The organism is Haemophilus parahaemolyticus, assembly GCF_002015035.1.
GTDB lineage: Bacteria > Pseudomonadota > Gammaproteobacteria > Enterobacterales > Pasteurellaceae > Haemophilus_A > Haemophilus_A parahaemolyticus.
Map to the genome: position 1 here is coordinate 51533 of NZ_MUXY01000017.1, position 15931 is coordinate 67463.

Below are 15931 nucleotides of genomic sequence, written 5' to 3' on the forward strand. Positions count from 1 at the left end.
TAGCACTAAAGCTAATGTGGTAGTGACTAAAGCAGCAGATGGTAAAGAAACAGTTAATGTATCTTACGATCTTGTTACAGAAGATCACTTAACGCCAGTAGCTAACAATGCTAAATCGGTTACAAAACCAACTAACATTGATCCTAAAGGTAAAGGCAAAGATGCTGCAACAGTTAACGATGTGTTAAATGCTGGTTGGAATTTACAAGCAAATGATGAAGCTGTTGATGCTGTTACACACGGTAATAACGTGAACTTCACGAGCAAAGATGGATCAGTAAAAATTACCGCTAAATCTGATGGTTCAACAAGTTCGTTAGACTTTGCTGTGAATGCAACTTCAATCGTGAACCAAGTTACTGGTACTATCAGCTATAAAGATGGTAAAGCAACAACAAATGGTGATGGTAAACGTGTTGCAACAGTGGGAGATGTAGCAAATACCATCAACAACACTGGTTGGTTAACGAATGTAACAGATGCGAACGGTAATGTTACAACGAAAGTGGTTACCCCAAATACGCAAGTAAACTACGTAAATGGTGACGGTACGAAAGCAAATGTTGTAGCGAACTCAACAACAGGCGGTTTAGATGTAACCTTTAATGTGAAATCAGCTAACACAGATACATTAACTGTGGGTAAAGATGGCGTTAAAGTGAACACTGGTGAAATCACAGAAGCGACAGATGTGGCTGGTGCAAATCGCGGTAAAGTCACTGTGGCAGCGGGTGAAGGTAACAAAGTTGCAACTGTTCAAAATGTGGCAAATGCAATCAACAGTGCAAGTTGGACTGTAAAAGTTGCTGATACACAAGAAGAAATTACGACTTCTACGGCTAATGATGAAGGTTCTTCTGTACGTGCTGGTAATGAAATTACCCATGTTGCAGGTAAAAACTTAAAAGTTAAACGTGATGGAAATGCTGTGACTTATGCATTAGCAAATGATGTAAGCGTGAATACTGTAACAGTAGGGGCTGGTAATGCAGCAACAACAGTTACTACATCATCATCAGCAGAAGATGGTGTCACTGAAGTGAAACTTACTGATGCAGCAGGTAAAGCAACACGTGTCACAAATGTTGCTGCGGGTGCCAAAGACACTGATGCCGTAAATGTAAGTCAATTACGTAATAGCAATGCACAAATTAATCAAAACATTGCTCACTTAGATAATAAAGTGAATCGTATGGGTAAAGATTTACGTGCAGGTATTGCTGGCTCAAATGCCGCAGCAGGCTTACCACAAGTTTACATTCCAGGTAAATCAATGGTAGCAGCCGCAGCAGGTACCTTCAAAGGTCAAGGTGCGGTAGCAGTAGGTTACTCTCGTGCTTCAGACAACGGTAAAGTTATCTTGAAACTTCAAGGTAATGCGAATACACGTGGTGAAGTGGGTGGCTCTGTAGGTGTAGGTTACCAATGGTAATCCCACTAATATTAACTTTATAAGTTAATGATTAAATGATAAAAAGCGGTCAAAATTGACCGCTTTTTTTATTAGCCATTGATAAGTTCTATTCAAGCTAGCTGATTTTCAGTATAATTTACTCTCAGTTGTCGAAAGATAACCAACTTGTTTTTATTATCACAACTGAGAAACTTCCATGAACAATCAAACCATTAGTAGACCGAAACAAGCCTTTGTTGGCTTACAAATGCTCTTTGTCGCTTTCGGTGCTTTAGTGCTAGTTCCGTTAATCACGGGGCTTGATCCAAACACCGCGCTGCTTACTGCAGGTGTCGGTACTCTCCTTTTCCAACTCTGTACCAAACGTCAAGTACCTATTTTTCTTGCTTCTTCTTTCGCTTTTATCGCTCCAATTCAATACGGTGTGCAAGCGTGGGGGATTGCTGTTACTATGGGCGGATTAGCTTGTACGGGCTTGGTTTACCTCTGTTTAAGTAGCCTGGTAAAATGGAAAGGGGCTCAAATAATGGACAGAATTTTTCCGCCTGTTGTTGTTGGTCCTGTTATCATCATCATTGGTTTAGGATTAGCCCCTGTTGCAGTGGATATGGCATTAGGTAAAAATACAAATGGAGCTATTTCACAAGATACTGCAATGCTTGTCTCAATGGTTACGTTAATCACTACTGTCATTGTTGCCGTCTTTGCTAAAGGTTTGATGAAACTTGTGCCGATTATGTTCGGTATCGTTGTGGGCTATTTGTTATCTCTTTTTCTAGGTATTGTAGACTTCACTCCTGTGCAAAATGCAGCATGGTTTGATGTGCCGACCATTACTTTCCCAGAATTCCGCTTAGATGCGATTTTATATTTACTTCCCATTGCGATTGCTCCAGCAGTGGAACATGTGGGTGGTATTATGGCAATCAGCTCTGTAACGGGTAACGACTTTTTAAAAAAACCAGGTTTACACCGCACATTATTAGGTGATGGCGTAGCAACTACCGCAGCTTCTTTAATTGGTGGCCCACCCAATACGACCTATGCAGAAGTGACAGGTGCAGTAATGCTTACTAAAAACTTCAACCCAACGATTATGACTTGGGCGGCTTGTTGGGCAATTGCCATTTCATTCTGCGGTAAAGTGGGGGCGTTCTTACAAACGATTCCAGGTGTGGTGATGGGAGGTATTATGATGCTTGTATTTGGCTCTATCGCAGCAGTGGGAATGAGCACGCTCATTAAAGCCAAAGTAGATATGGGCGAAGCTCGTAACCTTGTCATTGTTTCAGTCGTGATGACCTTTGGTATTGGTGGTATGCTTATCAATGTAGGCGAATTTTCACTTAAAGGCATCAGCCTTTGTGCAATTGCCGCGATTCTAATGAATTTAGTACTGCCTAGAGTTAAAAACACCGAAGCATAATTTTCTTTAACTGATCAAAACCTGATTAAGCAATGCTTGATCAGGTTTTCTTGTTTTTAAGATGCGATTTTGCTTCATATCACGTAAAATAACCGTATTACTCAATATGAATAGGAATGAAAAGATGCCAACATTAAGTGTTGCAATGATTGTAAAGAATGAAGCTCAGGATTTAGCTGCTTGTCTTGAAACAGTAAAAGATTGGGTAAATGAAATTGTCATTTTAGATAGCGGCAGCACCGATGAAACCTTACAAATTGCTGAGCGATTTGATGCGAAAGTTTACATTAACACAGATTGGCAGGGCTTTGGCAAGCAACGCCAATTAGCACAACAATATGTGACCAGTGATTATGTATTATGGCTTGATGCTGATGAGCGAGTAACACCAGAGCTGAAGCAAAGTATTTTACAAGCGGTCGAAAATAATGAACAAAATACAGTTTATCAAGTAAGCCGTTTAAGTGAAGTTTTTGGTCGTCAAATCACACATTCAGGCTGGTATCCTGATTATGTTGTGCGTTTATATCGTCAAGATTTTGCACAATATGGTGATGAATTAGTGCATGAGAAGGTGCATTATCCTAAAAATGCACAAGTTAAGAAACTTAAAGGGGACTTATTACATTTTACCTATAAGGATATTCACCATTACTTAGTAAAATCAGCGAGTTATGCTAAAGCCTGGGCAATTCAGCGAGCTAATACAGGGAAAAAGGCATCTTTAATGGATGGAGTTACTCACGCATTAGGCTGTTTTGTAAAAATGTATTTATTGAAAGCCGGATTTCTAGATGGTAAACAAGGATTTTTGCTTGCTATATTATCTGCACACTCTACATTTGTGAAATATGCAGATTTATGGAATAGAACGAGAAATAATGATTAAGAGTACCAAATTATTTTACATTGTTGTGTGAATCGTAAGGTTCACGCACCTATTTCGAATAGAATAAATTGGTAAAGTCATTTTAATATCCTCATCAGTGCAAAAATCATTTTGTACAACTGCTATATAATACTAGCATTATTTGCTTAATGTGACGGGCAATATCAATGTATCAAAAACAAAACTCAATGGTAAATCAAGCACCGCTAAAACGCCTAACACTCCCCCCTCTTGAATAACGTTAAAATCATTTCTGACTCCACCATAGGCAGTATAATCTCCTTTGCCTAAATTAATTATTGTGCCACAAGCGGTTAAATTTACTAAAAGGATCGCTAAACCGCTATATTTGATTAAGTTATTTTTCATAAAATTAAGAAATAAAAAAGACTGACATTTGCATTATATCAAAGTCAGTCTTATCTTTTGTTAAATTTAGAGCTAGTTATTCAATGCTCTTAAAATATCGTCTACACGTTCTTTTGCATCGCCGAATAACATTTGGGTATTTTCTTTAAAGAAGAGTGGGTTTTGAACACCAGCGTAACCTACCGCCATTGAACGTTTGAATACTACTACATTTTGTGCTTTCCAAACTTCTAATACTGGCATACCTGCGATTGGGCTTGATGGATCGTCTAATGCCGCTGGGTTTACGGTGTCGTTTGCACCGATAACTAATACAACATCAGTATCTTCGAAATCATCGTTGATTTCGTCCATTTCTAATACCACATCGTAAGGTACTTTCGCTTCCGCTAATAATACGTTCATATGACCAGGTAAACGACCTGCAACAGGGTGAATACCAAAGCGAACATTCACGCCTTTTTCACGCAATTTTGCGGTGATTTCAGCTACAGGGTATTGTGCTTGTGCGACCGCCATACCGTATCCAGGTGTGATGATCACAGAGCTTGCATTTTTAAGCATTTCTGCCACTTCTTCTGCTGAAGTTTCGCGGTATTCGCCTTGTTCTTCATCGCCTGAACTTGCTTTCACTTCTGTACCGAAGCCACCTGCGATTACGCTGATAAATGAGCGGTTCATTGCTTTACACATAATGTAAGAGAGGATTGCACCTGATGAACCTACTAACGCTCCTGTTACGATTAACAAGTCGTTGCTTAGCATAAAGCCTGCCGCTGCGGCTGCCCAACCTGAGTATGAGTTAAGCATTGACACCACCACTGGCATATCGGCACCACCGATTGATGAGACTAAATGCCAGCCAAATGCAAGAGCGATTGCTGTCATAATTAACACAGGGAAGATATTATCTGGGCTTTTTAAGAATGACACCATTAAGAAAGCTGAAATCACTAATGCTGCAAGGTTTAATTTATGTTTGTGCGGAAGATTTAATGCCGCAGAGTTTACTTTGCGACCAAATAATTTACCGCTTAATTTACCAAATGCAACTAATGAGCCAGAGAAGGTTACTGCACCGATGAAGATCCCTAAGAACACTTCCACGTTGTGAATGTTCGCAAGAGTTGTTTGTTCTGCGTGGAATGCGGCAAGTGCTACTTCATCTAAATTAGTCGGTGCAACGGCTTCTACGTGTAAGCCCCAGCTATTGAAGCCCACTAATACCGCGGCTAAACCCACAAAGCTGTGAAGAATTGCCACAAGCTCTGGCATTTCAGTCATTTCCACTTTAAGGGCCTTTTTTACACCGATGAAACCACCAATTGCCATTGCAATTAAGATCCAAAGTGTACCTTGTGATTGTGGGCCAAAGATGGTTGCAACTAATGCAATTGCCATACCCACGATACCATACCAACAACCTGCTTTTGCGGTTTCGTGTTTAGAAAGACCAGCTAAGCTCATAATAAAGAGGATTGCAGCAATAATGTACGCTGCGGTAACAAATCCAAATGACATTTTGCTTCTCCTTAACCTTTTCTAAACATTGCAAGCATACGTTGCGTCACTTTAAAACCACCAAAGATATTGATGCTTGCGACTAAAATCGCGATAAAGGCAAGAATATCAATGAAGAAATTACCCGTTGGTTGGCGAATTTGTAACACCGCCCCCACGATGATAATCCCTGAAACCGCATTGGTTACCGCCATTAACGGGGTGTGTAATGCGTGGCTTACGTTCCAAACCACGTAGTAACCTACCACACACGCCAATACGAATACGGTAAAGTGTGATAAGAATGCCGCTGGTGCAACAGAAGCTAACCAAAGGAATAAGGCACCAACACCTGCCATCACGCCATATTTCACGCGTGGATCGGTTGGTTTCTCTTCTTTTTTCTCAACTGGGGTAGCTGCCACTTTTTGTTGCGGTTGAGCTGATACTTGAATTGGTGGTGCTGGCCAGGTTACTTCGCCTTCGCGAATAACGGTTACGCCACGTAATACCACATCTTCAAAGTTGATGTTGATTTCGCCATCTTTGTTCGGTGCTAATAGTTTTAATAAATTGACTAAGTTAGTACCGTAAAGTTGTGAAGATTGGGTCGGTAAACGTGCTGGGAAGTCTGTGTAGCCAATCACTTTCACTTGATTGTCGGTCACAACCACTTCACCTGCTTTGGTGTAATCACAGTTACCGCCCGTTGCTGCCGCTAAGTCCACAATCACAGAACCTGGTTTCATTGAATCCACCATTTCTTTCGTGATTAAACGTGGCGCTGCTTTACCTGGGATTGCTGCGGTCGTAATAATAATATCGACTTCTTTTGCTTGTTCTGCATAAAGTTCCATCGCACGACGGTTGAACTCTTCTGACATCACTTTCGCATAACCATCGCCTGAACCACCTTCTTCTTCAAAATCAATTTCTAAGAAGTCTGCACCCATTGATTTCACTTGCTCTTTTACTTCAGGGCGTGAGTCAAACGCACGCACAATCGCCCCTAAGCTATTCGCTGCACCGATTGCCGCCAAGCCAGCAACACCCGCACCAATCACAAGCACTTTCGCAGGCGGAACTTTACCCGCTGCCGTAATTTGACCCGTAAAGAAGCTACCAAACGCATTTGCCGCTTCAATTACCGCACGGTAACCTGAAATATTTGCCATAGAAGAAAGAGCATCTAATGCTTGTGCACGAGAGATACGCGGCACCGCATCCATTGCTAACACATTGATTTTCTTCGCACTTAATTTTTCCATCAATTGTGGATTTTGTGCTGGCCAAATAAAGCTCACAAGGGTCGCACCTTCTTTAATAAGGGCAATTTCTTGTTCAGTGGGTGCATTCACTTTAAAAATAATGTCTGCATTCCAAATTTCTTGTGTTGTGCCAACAGACGCACCTGCTTTCGCAAAGGCATCATCTTCAAAACTTGCTTTAAAGCCAGCATCGTGTTCAACGATCACCTCAAAGCCCAGTTTTTTAATCTGCTCAACGGTTTTCGGTGTTGCAGCAACACGCGTTTCACCATCTAACAGTTCTCTTGGTACACCAATAAGCATAAAGACTCCTGTATTGGATTGGGGTTATAATTTCAGCTACTCTAAAGTAGCCCTATGGTTTTAAAAAAATGCCATAACTCTACCACTAAATTTGTCAAATTTGTAAAAAAATTATGCCTATCAATTTAATTATTTGACGGAATCTGTAATTTTATAATGAAAGTGAAATTTGATAGAATAAGCCTCTATAAAAAACGTTTTAAATAAAATCAAAATGAATATTTTAGACCACATTCAAATTGTTCTTGTCGAAACTTCTCTGCCCGCTAATATTGGCTCTGTAGCTCGTGCAATGAAAACCATGGGGCTTAGCCATTTGCGATTGGTTGAGCCAAAACGCCCGCTTGATGAAGATGCCTTTGCCCTTTCAGCAGGAGCAAAAGATCTGCTTGAAAATGCACAAACCTTTGCTACTTTTGATGAAGCGGTTGCAGATTGCCAATTAGTTATTGGCACCAGTGCCCGTTTGCGACACTTACAAAGCAGTCTGATCGAGCCGCGTATTTGTGGCGAATTAGTCGTAAAACGTGCTGAACAAGGCAAAGTCGCCCTTGTTTTCGGGCGTGAACGCGTTGGGCTAACTAACGAAGAATTGCTCAAATGTCATTATCACTTAAACTTTCCTACCAATCCTGAATATGGTTCGCTCAATTTAGCTATGGCGGTGCAATTAGCGGCTTATGAGGTGAGAATGGCTTATCTTAGCAATCAACAAGCGGTCGAAAATACGCAAAACTTTGTAAAATACCGACCGCTTGCAGAAGCCGAAAAAGATTACCCAAACGCCGAAGCATTGGAACATTTTTACCAACACACGGAAAGGCTTTATAAAGCGCTTGGTTTTATCCGTAATGATGCAGTGATGCTCAAACTCCGTCGCCTTTATCAACGTGCGGAATTAGAAACCAATGAATTGAATTTGTTAAGAGGAATGTTAACCGCTGTGGAATGTAGTCAGAAAGAGAGTAGTAATAATTCCTAAAAAATTAGCCCTAGATAGGGCTAATTTTGAGAATGAAAAAAGTGTTATTTCGCTTGGATAGATGATATTTTCCAAATTCTTTCCGCATACTCTTTAATCGTACGGTCAGATGAGAAGAAGCCCATATTCACGATATTTTGGATGGTACTTTCAATCCATTGGTCGCGTTGTTTGTATTTTTCATCTACGGCTTTTTGAGTTTCTACATAACTGCGGAAATCAGCGAAAGCTTGATAATAATCGTGGTATTGCAAGCCTTGTAATAGTTGATGATAACGTTGAGGATCTTCTGGTGAGAATTTACCTTCAATAATTTGATCCACAACTGTGCGTAATTGAGCATCATTTTGATAGTATTCAAATGAACGATAGCCGTCGCGACGAAGTTGTTCCACTTGCTCTACTGTATTACCGAAGATGAAAATGTGATTTTCGCCCACGTTTTCTAAGATTTCCACGTTTGCACCATCAAGTGTACCAAGTGTCAATGCACCATTTAAGGCAAACTTCATATTACTGGTGCCAGAAGCCTCTGTACCTGCAAGTGAAATTTGCTCTGAAATATCTGCTGCAGGAATAATCAACTGAGCAAGGCTCACGCTGTAATTTGGAATAAACACTACTTTCAAGCGACCTTTCAAACGTTCATCGTTGTTGATTACATTTGCTACATCATTGATTAAGTGAATGGTTTGTTTCGCAGTATAATAAGCCGAAGCCGCTTTACCAGCTAAAATAAATACGCGAGGTTGCCAATCTTTTTCAGGGTTGGCAAGCATTTCATTGTAGCGAGCGATAATATGCAACACGTTTAACATTTGTCGTTTATATTCGTGAATACGTTTTACTTGCACGTCAAATAAAGCGTGCGGGTTAAGCTCTACCCCTAACTCGCGTTTTACGTACTCCGCTAATTTTACTTTGTTGGCAAATTTAATATCAGCGACAGCCTCTTTAAATGCTTTTTCTTGTGCGAACGGTTTGAGTTTTGCGATTTGGCTTAAATCACAACGCCATTCTGAGCCGATATATTTATCAAACAATGCGGCTAATTGTGGATTCGCCACGGCTAGCCAGCGACGCGGTGTGATACCGTTTGTTACGTTGGTAAAGCGTTCTGGGAAAATGCGAGCAAAATCTGCAAAGGTTGAAGTTACCATTAAATCAGAGTGGATTTCGGCAACCCCGTTAATTTTGTGTGAACCTACCACGGATAGCCAGCCCATACGCACTTTGCGTTGGTAGCCTTCTTCGATAAGAGAAACGCGACGGATAAAATCGTTGTCAGTCGTCACATAAGTGCGGACATATTCTAAGAAGTGATCGTTAATTTCAAAAATCATCTGTAAATGACGCGGTAAGATTTTCGCCATCATTTCCACTGGCCAAGTTTCTAACGCTTCTGACATCAGTGTATGGCAAGTATAAGAGAAAATGTTACGCGTCATCTCCCACGCTTTTTTCCACTCGAAACCTTCATCGTCCACTAAAATACGCATTAATTCAGGAATCGCTAAAGCTGGGTGGGTATCGTTTAGGTGGATCGCCACTTTATCCGCCAAGTTTTCAAGGCTATCGTGGGTGCGTTTGTGACGGCGTAAAATATCTTGAAGTGATGCAGAGACTAAGAAATACTCTTGACGTAAACGCAATTCGCGGCCATTCCACGTAGAATCATCAGGGTAAAGCACGCGAGATAAGTTTTTATTTGCGGAGTGCTCTTCTAATGCGGCTAAATGTTCGCCACGGTTGAAGTCGGCAAGGTTAAACACTTCGCCTGCGTGTGCCGACCATAAGCGTAATGTTGCTGCAGAATTATTTTGATAACCTGGAATCATTTGGTCGTAAGCAAGTGCGGTCACTTTTTCAGTATCTTGCCAAATACATTTTTTGCCTTCAAAGTGAATATTACCGCCAAATTCTATAGTAAAACGTTTTGATGGACGGATAAATTCCCAAGGTGCCCCTTTTTCAAGCCACGCATCTGGGCGTTCTACTTGCTGACCATTTTCAATTTTTTGGCGGAACATACCATATTCATAACGAATACCATAGCCCATACCTGGTAAACCAAGGGTCGCAATAGAATCCATAAAACAAGCGGCTAAACGACCTAAACCGCCATTACCCAAGCCAGGATCAACTTCTTTTTCTAAAACTTCTTCTAAATCGACATTTAATTCAGACAAGGCTTCTTGTGCTAATCCATAAATACCTTCTGCAATCATGGCATTAGAAAGCGTACGTCCGATTAAAAATTCCATTGAAAGGTAGTAAACACGGCGAGAATCTTCTGCTCGAGCTTGGCGAGCAGTGGTAATCCAACCTTCGGTAACCAAATCACGCACAGCGTGGAGAGTTGCATTGAGCCAATCGCGTTGGCTGGCTTCACGTGGAGAGCGACCGATTAAGAAAATGAGTTTGTAAACGATTGATTTTTTAATCGCTTCAACGGTCATTTCAGGACGATTATATTGGAATGGAGAATCAAAGTTATCCATTATCATAGGTAAAACCTCTATTAGAATGCTAAGAAATGATTAACGTAGGGTGTATGAATTTGCAAAATTCACGCACGTTTGCAAAAATCAATCAAAATTTGACCGCTCTTTGAGTGCGTGAATGTTGTTCACACAGCCTACAAAAGTAGTTCGAATTTTATGCTTATCTTTGTAAAAAACAAGCCCAATCACACCGCTTGCAAAAGATTCTTTCACAAGCGGTGTGATTGTTAAGAAAGTTTACGAATAAAACTACAAGCGTTCATAAAGCGTTCTATATTGCTCTGCAGCTTTACGCCAGCTGAAGTCTTGTTCCATTGCGTCCGTGCGTATCATTGACCAAGCTCTAGGTTTCTTCCAAATTGAAAATGCGTGCTGAAGGGTGCGGCGTAAATCATCTGCCGTTGCCTGTTTAAACACAAAACCTGTTGCGGTGCGAGCTTTAATACTTTCTGAGGTGCTATCCACCACCGTATCCGCCAAACCACCCGTTTTACGAACAAGTGGCAGTGTGCCATATTGCAAACCATAAAGTTGTGTTAAGCCACAAGGCTCAAAACGACTTGGCACTAAAATCACATCGCCACCTGCCACCATTAAATGCGAAAGGGCTTCATCATAGCCGATTTTTACCGCAATATTGTCAGGATATTGTACTGCAAGCTCACGAATACCTTGTTCCAAGTGTGGTGCACCAGAGCCCAAAATCATCAACTGCCCGCCCTGTTTAACAATTTCGTCTGCACTTTCGATTAATAAATCGACACCTTTTTGCTCGGTTAAACGGGTAACCATCACAAAAGCTAACGCGTTTTCATCTTGTGGCAAATTGAAATACGCCTGCAGTTCGGCTTTATTTTTCTTTTTGCCTGCCATATATTTCAGTTTGTAATGGTGCGGAATGTATTGATCCACGTTCGGATGCCAAATATTTTCGTCCACGCCATTTAAAATCCCCACCAAACGACCTTGAGCTTTTAAGCCAGAAAGCAAGCCTTGCAAACCATAGGCAAATTCTGGTGTCGTGATTTCTTCTGCATAAGTTGGGCTCACCGCCGTGCTTGCATCAGAATAGAACAAGCCTGATTTTAAATAAGAAATTTGTCCGAATAACTCCAAACCGTCCACATTAAACATGCCCGCAGGCAAACCAATTTCGTATAAATGATGATAAGAAAACTGCCCTTGATACGCCAAGTTATGAATAGTGAACACCGATTTTGCTGGACGACCTTTATTGAACAGATACGCTGCACATAAGCCCGCGTGCCAATCGTGAGCATGTACCACTTCTGCTCGCCACCAGCTATCTAAACCTGTGGCTAATTCTGCCCCCACCCAACCGAGCAAAGCAAAACGTTTGTAATTGTCGCCGTAGTCATTGTAATAGGCATCGTGATAAGGATTGCCCTCGCGACCATATAAGTGCGGTGCGTCAATCAAATAGATCCCGACACCATTATATTCTCCATAACGCAACTCCACGTGCCCAGCGAAGTTATCAAATTCGGCAACCACTTGGGTATGCGGAATACCTGCTGTAATTGCAGGATAAGCTGGCAATAAAACGCGAGCATCCAGCCCGATTTGGTTCTGTGCTTGGGGTAATGCCCCTAAAACATCGGCAAGCCCGCCTGTTTTTAAGAGCGGATAGAGTTCCGAGCAAACGTGTAGTATTTTCATTGAGTTTTTTATTTTCCCTATAAATATGAATAACGCTCGATCAGCCCCCCTCTTTAGAAAAGAGGGGCTGGGGGAGATTTGATTACGATGTTTGAAATTCTTATGAGGTTGATTTCACTTCTGCCAAATCTCCCCTACCCCTCTTTGCTAAAGAGGGGTTTTAGAAAGTGCGGTCAATTTTGACCGCACTTTTCCTAACTAATCTAAATGTCCTTCTTCGCCAATCTCATGTCCTTCAAGTTTCTTTAACATTTTCGAGGTCACAAGAATCACTTTACCTGTTGAGCTGATACGGAAGCGTTTTTTATCTTCTTCTATATCCACACCAATTTGCATACCATCAGGAATTTCACATTCGCGGTCGATAATACAATTTTTCAACACACAATTTTTACCGATTTTAACTTGCGGTAACACCACGCAGTGATCCACTTTTGAAAATGCATCAATTTTAATGTGGTCAAATAACACAGAATTGCTAATCGACGCATCGGTAATCACACAACCGCCACCGATAAGTGAGTTATCTACAGGGTGCACATTGGAATGTTTGTAGAAAAATTTTGATGGATAAGCCTGAATAGGATTACCACGAATTGGCCAGCTTTGGTCGTAAATATCTAATTGTGGATTTTCAGAAACTAAATCGATATTGGATTGCCAGAAGCTATCAAGTGTTCCTACATCACGCCAGTAAATTTCGCCCTCGGTGTTGCGTCCCATACAAGAACGGCTGAATGGGTGAGCATAAAGCGTGCCTTCTTCTAAACATTTTGGCAACACATCTTTACCGAAATCGTGGCTAGTTTGTGGGGTATTCACTTCCTGCTCAAGCATTTTATAAAGATAATCCGCATCAAATACATAAATCCCCATTGAGGCAAGCGAAATATCAGGTTTGCCCACCATGGCTGGCGGATCTTTCGGTTTTTCCACAAAGGCTTTCACTTTCAAATTTTCGTTTACAGCCATCACACCAAATTCGTGAGCCTCAGAACGTGGTACTTCAATGCAACCAACGGTACATTTCGCCCCACTATTGACGTGATCCATTAACATCACGCTGTAATCTTGTTTGTAAATATGGTCGCCTGCTAAGATCAAAATATATTTCGGGCGGTAGTGATTTTTTATAATAGCCATATTTTGATACACCGCATCCGCCGTACCACGATACCAAGTGGAATCGTCAATTTGCTGACGAGCTGGCAACATATCCACAAATTCCCCTCTCTCTTGTGGCAAAAAAGACCAGCCTGTTTGCAAATGACGAAGCAAGGAGTGTGCCGCATATTGGGTTACTACGCCAATTCGGTTTAAACCTGAGTTAATACAATTAGAAAGTGCAAAATCGATAATACGACGATTACCACCAAAATAAAGAGCTGGTTTTGCACGTTTATCTGTCAATTCGTGTAAACGTGAACCACGTCCACCTGCGAGAACAAGCACCAAAGTGTTTTTAACTAAATCATATTTGTTAAGGTCGCCAGATTTCATACGGATCTCCATAGTCTTATTGTTATTCGTCATTCAGCATACAAAAGCCCATTGAATAAATTTCGGCTTGTTGTGCTTCAAGGGTTACATTATGTGTGCCGATTTGGGGCTTCCATTTCCCATTAGGCAAGTGAAACACCTGACCTTCGGCTTTGGCGTTAATCAACAAAAGCCAACGATTATCTAAAACTATCTGTAATGCTTTGGTTTGTTGATTTTGCCAATCTTCAACTGTCATCGGTTCGCCTGCAATGTTAAGCCATTGTACATTCTCAGCCGACCACCATTGATCTCGGTTTAAACTGCCCATTTTTTTGCGAAGTCCAATCGTTTGCTTGGTCAGTTCAAATAATTTTTCGTTAAAATTTGCCCATTTTAGCCAAGTGATTTCATTGTCTTGGCAATAGGCATTGTTGTTGCCATATTGGGTATTGTCGAATTCATCGCCCGCCAACAACATAGGTGTGCCATTCGCAAGCAATAAACTTATTAATAATCCACTTTGTGCAAAAGTGCGGTCATTTTCCACCGCACTTTTTTGCGGTTCAGCAAGGTTTTCAGTCGAACCCTCTATGCCGTGGTTGTAGCTGTAGTTTTCGTTTCTGCCGTCGCGATTTTCTTCGCCATTCGCTTCATTATGTTTTTGGTTGTAACTCACTAAATCTTTAAGCGTAAAACCATCGTGGGCAGTAATAAAATTAAGCGTTGTGTGTGGCAAGCTGTCATTTTTCTTAAATAAATCGCTAGAACCTGCAAAGCGTTCGGCAAATGCACCAATTTCGCCACTTTTCCATAGCCAGAAACGGCAGAGATCATCACGGAAGCGGTCGTTCCATTCGGCAAAATAACTTGGGAAATTCCCGACTTGATAGCCGTAATGTCCAATATCCCAAGGCTCGGCAATCAATTTAATATTTTGTAAACTTGGCTCGTTTTTAATATCTGTAAAAAGCTGAGCTGACGCGTTGAAATCAGGTGTATCACGCCCTAAAACAGAGGCTAAATCAAAACGGAATCCATCAATGTGGCATTGCTCCACCCAATAACGCAAACTATCCACCACCCATTTTCGCCCTACATCAGAAGAAAGATTGAGCATATTTCCGCAGCCTGTCCAGTTGATGTAATGCCCGTTGTCGTTACGCCAGTAGTAAGTTTGATCATCAATGCCACGCTGGCAGAATGTTGGGTAAGTTTGCTCTGATTCGGCAGAATGGTTAAATACCACATCTAAAATAACTTCAATACCCGCTTTATGAAACGCCTTCACCATCGTTTTAAATTCAGCTAATGGATTAGTTGTTGCCGCATATTTAGGTTCCACCGCAAACATTGCTAAGGGATTGTATCCCCAATAATTTTGTAAGCCTCGTGCCTGTAAGTGCGGTTCATTGATATGGAAATTGACAGGCAGCAACTCCACCGCAGTTACGCCTAACTCTTTCAAATACGCCAAGTTCACAGGATGCACTAATCCAGTATAAGTACCACGCAACGTCGCGGGGATTTTCTCGTTTAACTGGCTAAACCCTTTAACGTGTAATTCATACACAATGGTTTTCGCCCAAGGCGTATTGGGGGAAGTATCATCCTCCCAATCAAATTCTTCAGAAATAATTACCGCTCTTGGGGCAAGATGTGCGTTGTCGCGATTATCCGAAAGCAAGAACCAAGAACGACTTTCTTCGCTACTTAAATCAGGTTTACCATTCACGGCTTTCGCATAGGGATCGAGCATTAATTTATTCGGGTTGGCAAATTCGCCGTGAATACGAAAACCATATTCCATACCAGTTTTCACGCCAGTTACTGCCAAATGCCATACATTTTCAGTACGCACCATTGGCAAGCGCGTTTCTTGATTTTGTTCATCAAAAAGACAAAGCTCCACGCCTGTCGCAGCCGCAGAAAACAGGGCGAAATTGGTAATTTGTACACCGTTTTCGACCGCTTGTGAGTATCCCATTGGAATAGGATTGCTGTTGTTGTAGATTTTGAACATATTTTTTATCGCTTTTGTAGGGGCAAATTACATTTGCCCCAAAACATCGGTGGTTTATCAGGGAGAATGTAATTCGCCCCTTGTATCTCAACCG

Annotated in this window: 11 protein-coding genes; 4 read left to right on the forward strand and 7 right to left on the reverse strand. The window is 41.4% G+C overall.

Going from position 1 to position 15931, the window contains the following annotated elements; translation table 11 throughout:
* Positions 1-22: 22 nt before the first annotated feature.
* From B0185_RS08815 to B0185_RS08825, 3 genes are all read left to right on the forward strand, one after another.
* Entirely contained in the window at positions 23-1432 is a 1410-nt protein-coding gene (locus tag B0185_RS08815; protein ID WP_050855319.1) for a YadA family autotransporter adhesin, read from the forward strand.
* Positions 1433-1610: 178 nt separating this feature from the next.
* Positions 1611-2840 carry a uracil-xanthine permease family protein gene (locus tag B0185_RS08820; RefSeq protein ID WP_005706517.1) on the forward strand — a complete coding sequence of 410 codons (1230 nt, stop codon included), beginning with the start codon at positions 1611-1613 and terminating at the stop codon, positions 2838-2840.
* Positions 2841-2964: 124 nt separating this feature from the next.
* Positions 2965-3729 (forward strand): glycosyltransferase family 2 protein, encoded by a 765-nt coding sequence (locus B0185_RS08825; protein WP_005706511.1) that lies wholly within the window; start codon positions 2965-2967, stop codon positions 3727-3729.
* A 138-nt stretch (positions 3730-3867) separates the two neighbouring features.
* On the opposite strand, the gene B0185_RS08830 is transcribed toward B0185_RS08825, so the two are convergent.
* The 3 genes from B0185_RS08830 to pntA form a co-directional block, all read right to left on the reverse strand.
* On the reverse strand, positions 3868-4098 hold the full coding sequence (locus B0185_RS08830) for a YceK/YidQ family lipoprotein (protein ID WP_005706566.1): 231 nt from the start codon (positions 4096-4098) through the stop codon (positions 3868-3870).
* Between the two features lie 72 nt (positions 4099-4170).
* The gene (pntB, locus tag B0185_RS08835; RefSeq protein WP_005706547.1) at positions 4171-5619 is read right to left on the reverse strand and encodes a Re/Si-specific NAD(P)(+) transhydrogenase subunit beta; all 1449 of its coding nucleotides are present in this window, start codon (positions 5617-5619) and stop codon (positions 4171-4173) included.
* Positions 5620-5630: 11 nt separating this feature from the next.
* Positions 5631-7169, reverse strand: a complete 1539-nt coding sequence (gene pntA / locus B0185_RS08840; RefSeq protein ID WP_005706535.1) for a Re/Si-specific NAD(P)(+) transhydrogenase subunit alpha — start codon at positions 7167-7169, stop codon at positions 5631-5633.
* Between the two features lie 214 nt (positions 7170-7383).
* Between pntA and trmJ the strand changes: the two genes are divergently transcribed.
* Complete coding sequence (trmJ, locus tag B0185_RS08845) at positions 7384-8151, forward strand: tRNA (cytosine(32)/uridine(32)-2'-O)-methyltransferase TrmJ (protein ID WP_005706540.1); 768 nt, start codon at positions 7384-7386, stop codon at positions 8149-8151.
* Between the two features lie 44 nt (positions 8152-8195).
* Here trmJ and B0185_RS08850 read toward each other — a convergent pair whose 3' ends face one another.
* The 4 genes from B0185_RS08850 to glgX all read right to left on the reverse strand — a co-directional run bounded on the left by B0185_RS08850 (position 8196) and on the right by glgX (position 15837).
* Positions 8196-10658 (reverse strand): glycogen/starch/alpha-glucan phosphorylase, encoded by a 2463-nt coding sequence (locus B0185_RS08850; protein ID WP_039863232.1) that lies wholly within the window; start codon positions 10656-10658, stop codon positions 8196-8198.
* A 246-nt stretch (positions 10659-10904) separates the two neighbouring features.
* Positions 10905-12335: a glycogen synthase GlgA gene (gene glgA, locus B0185_RS08855; protein ID WP_005706521.1), complete on the reverse strand. Its 1431-nt coding sequence runs from the start codon at positions 12333-12335 to the stop codon at positions 10905-10907.
* A 198-nt stretch (positions 12336-12533) separates the two neighbouring features.
* Positions 12534-13835 (reverse strand): glucose-1-phosphate adenylyltransferase, encoded by a 1302-nt coding sequence (glgC, locus tag B0185_RS08860; RefSeq protein WP_005706553.1) that lies wholly within the window; start codon positions 13833-13835, stop codon positions 12534-12536.
* 22 nt (positions 13836-13857) lie between these two features.
* A complete protein-coding gene (gene glgX, locus B0185_RS08865; protein WP_005706529.1) occupies positions 13858-15837 on the reverse strand; it encodes a glycogen debranching protein GlgX in 1980 nt (659 codons plus the stop codon).
* Positions 15838-15931 lie beyond the last annotated feature (94 nt).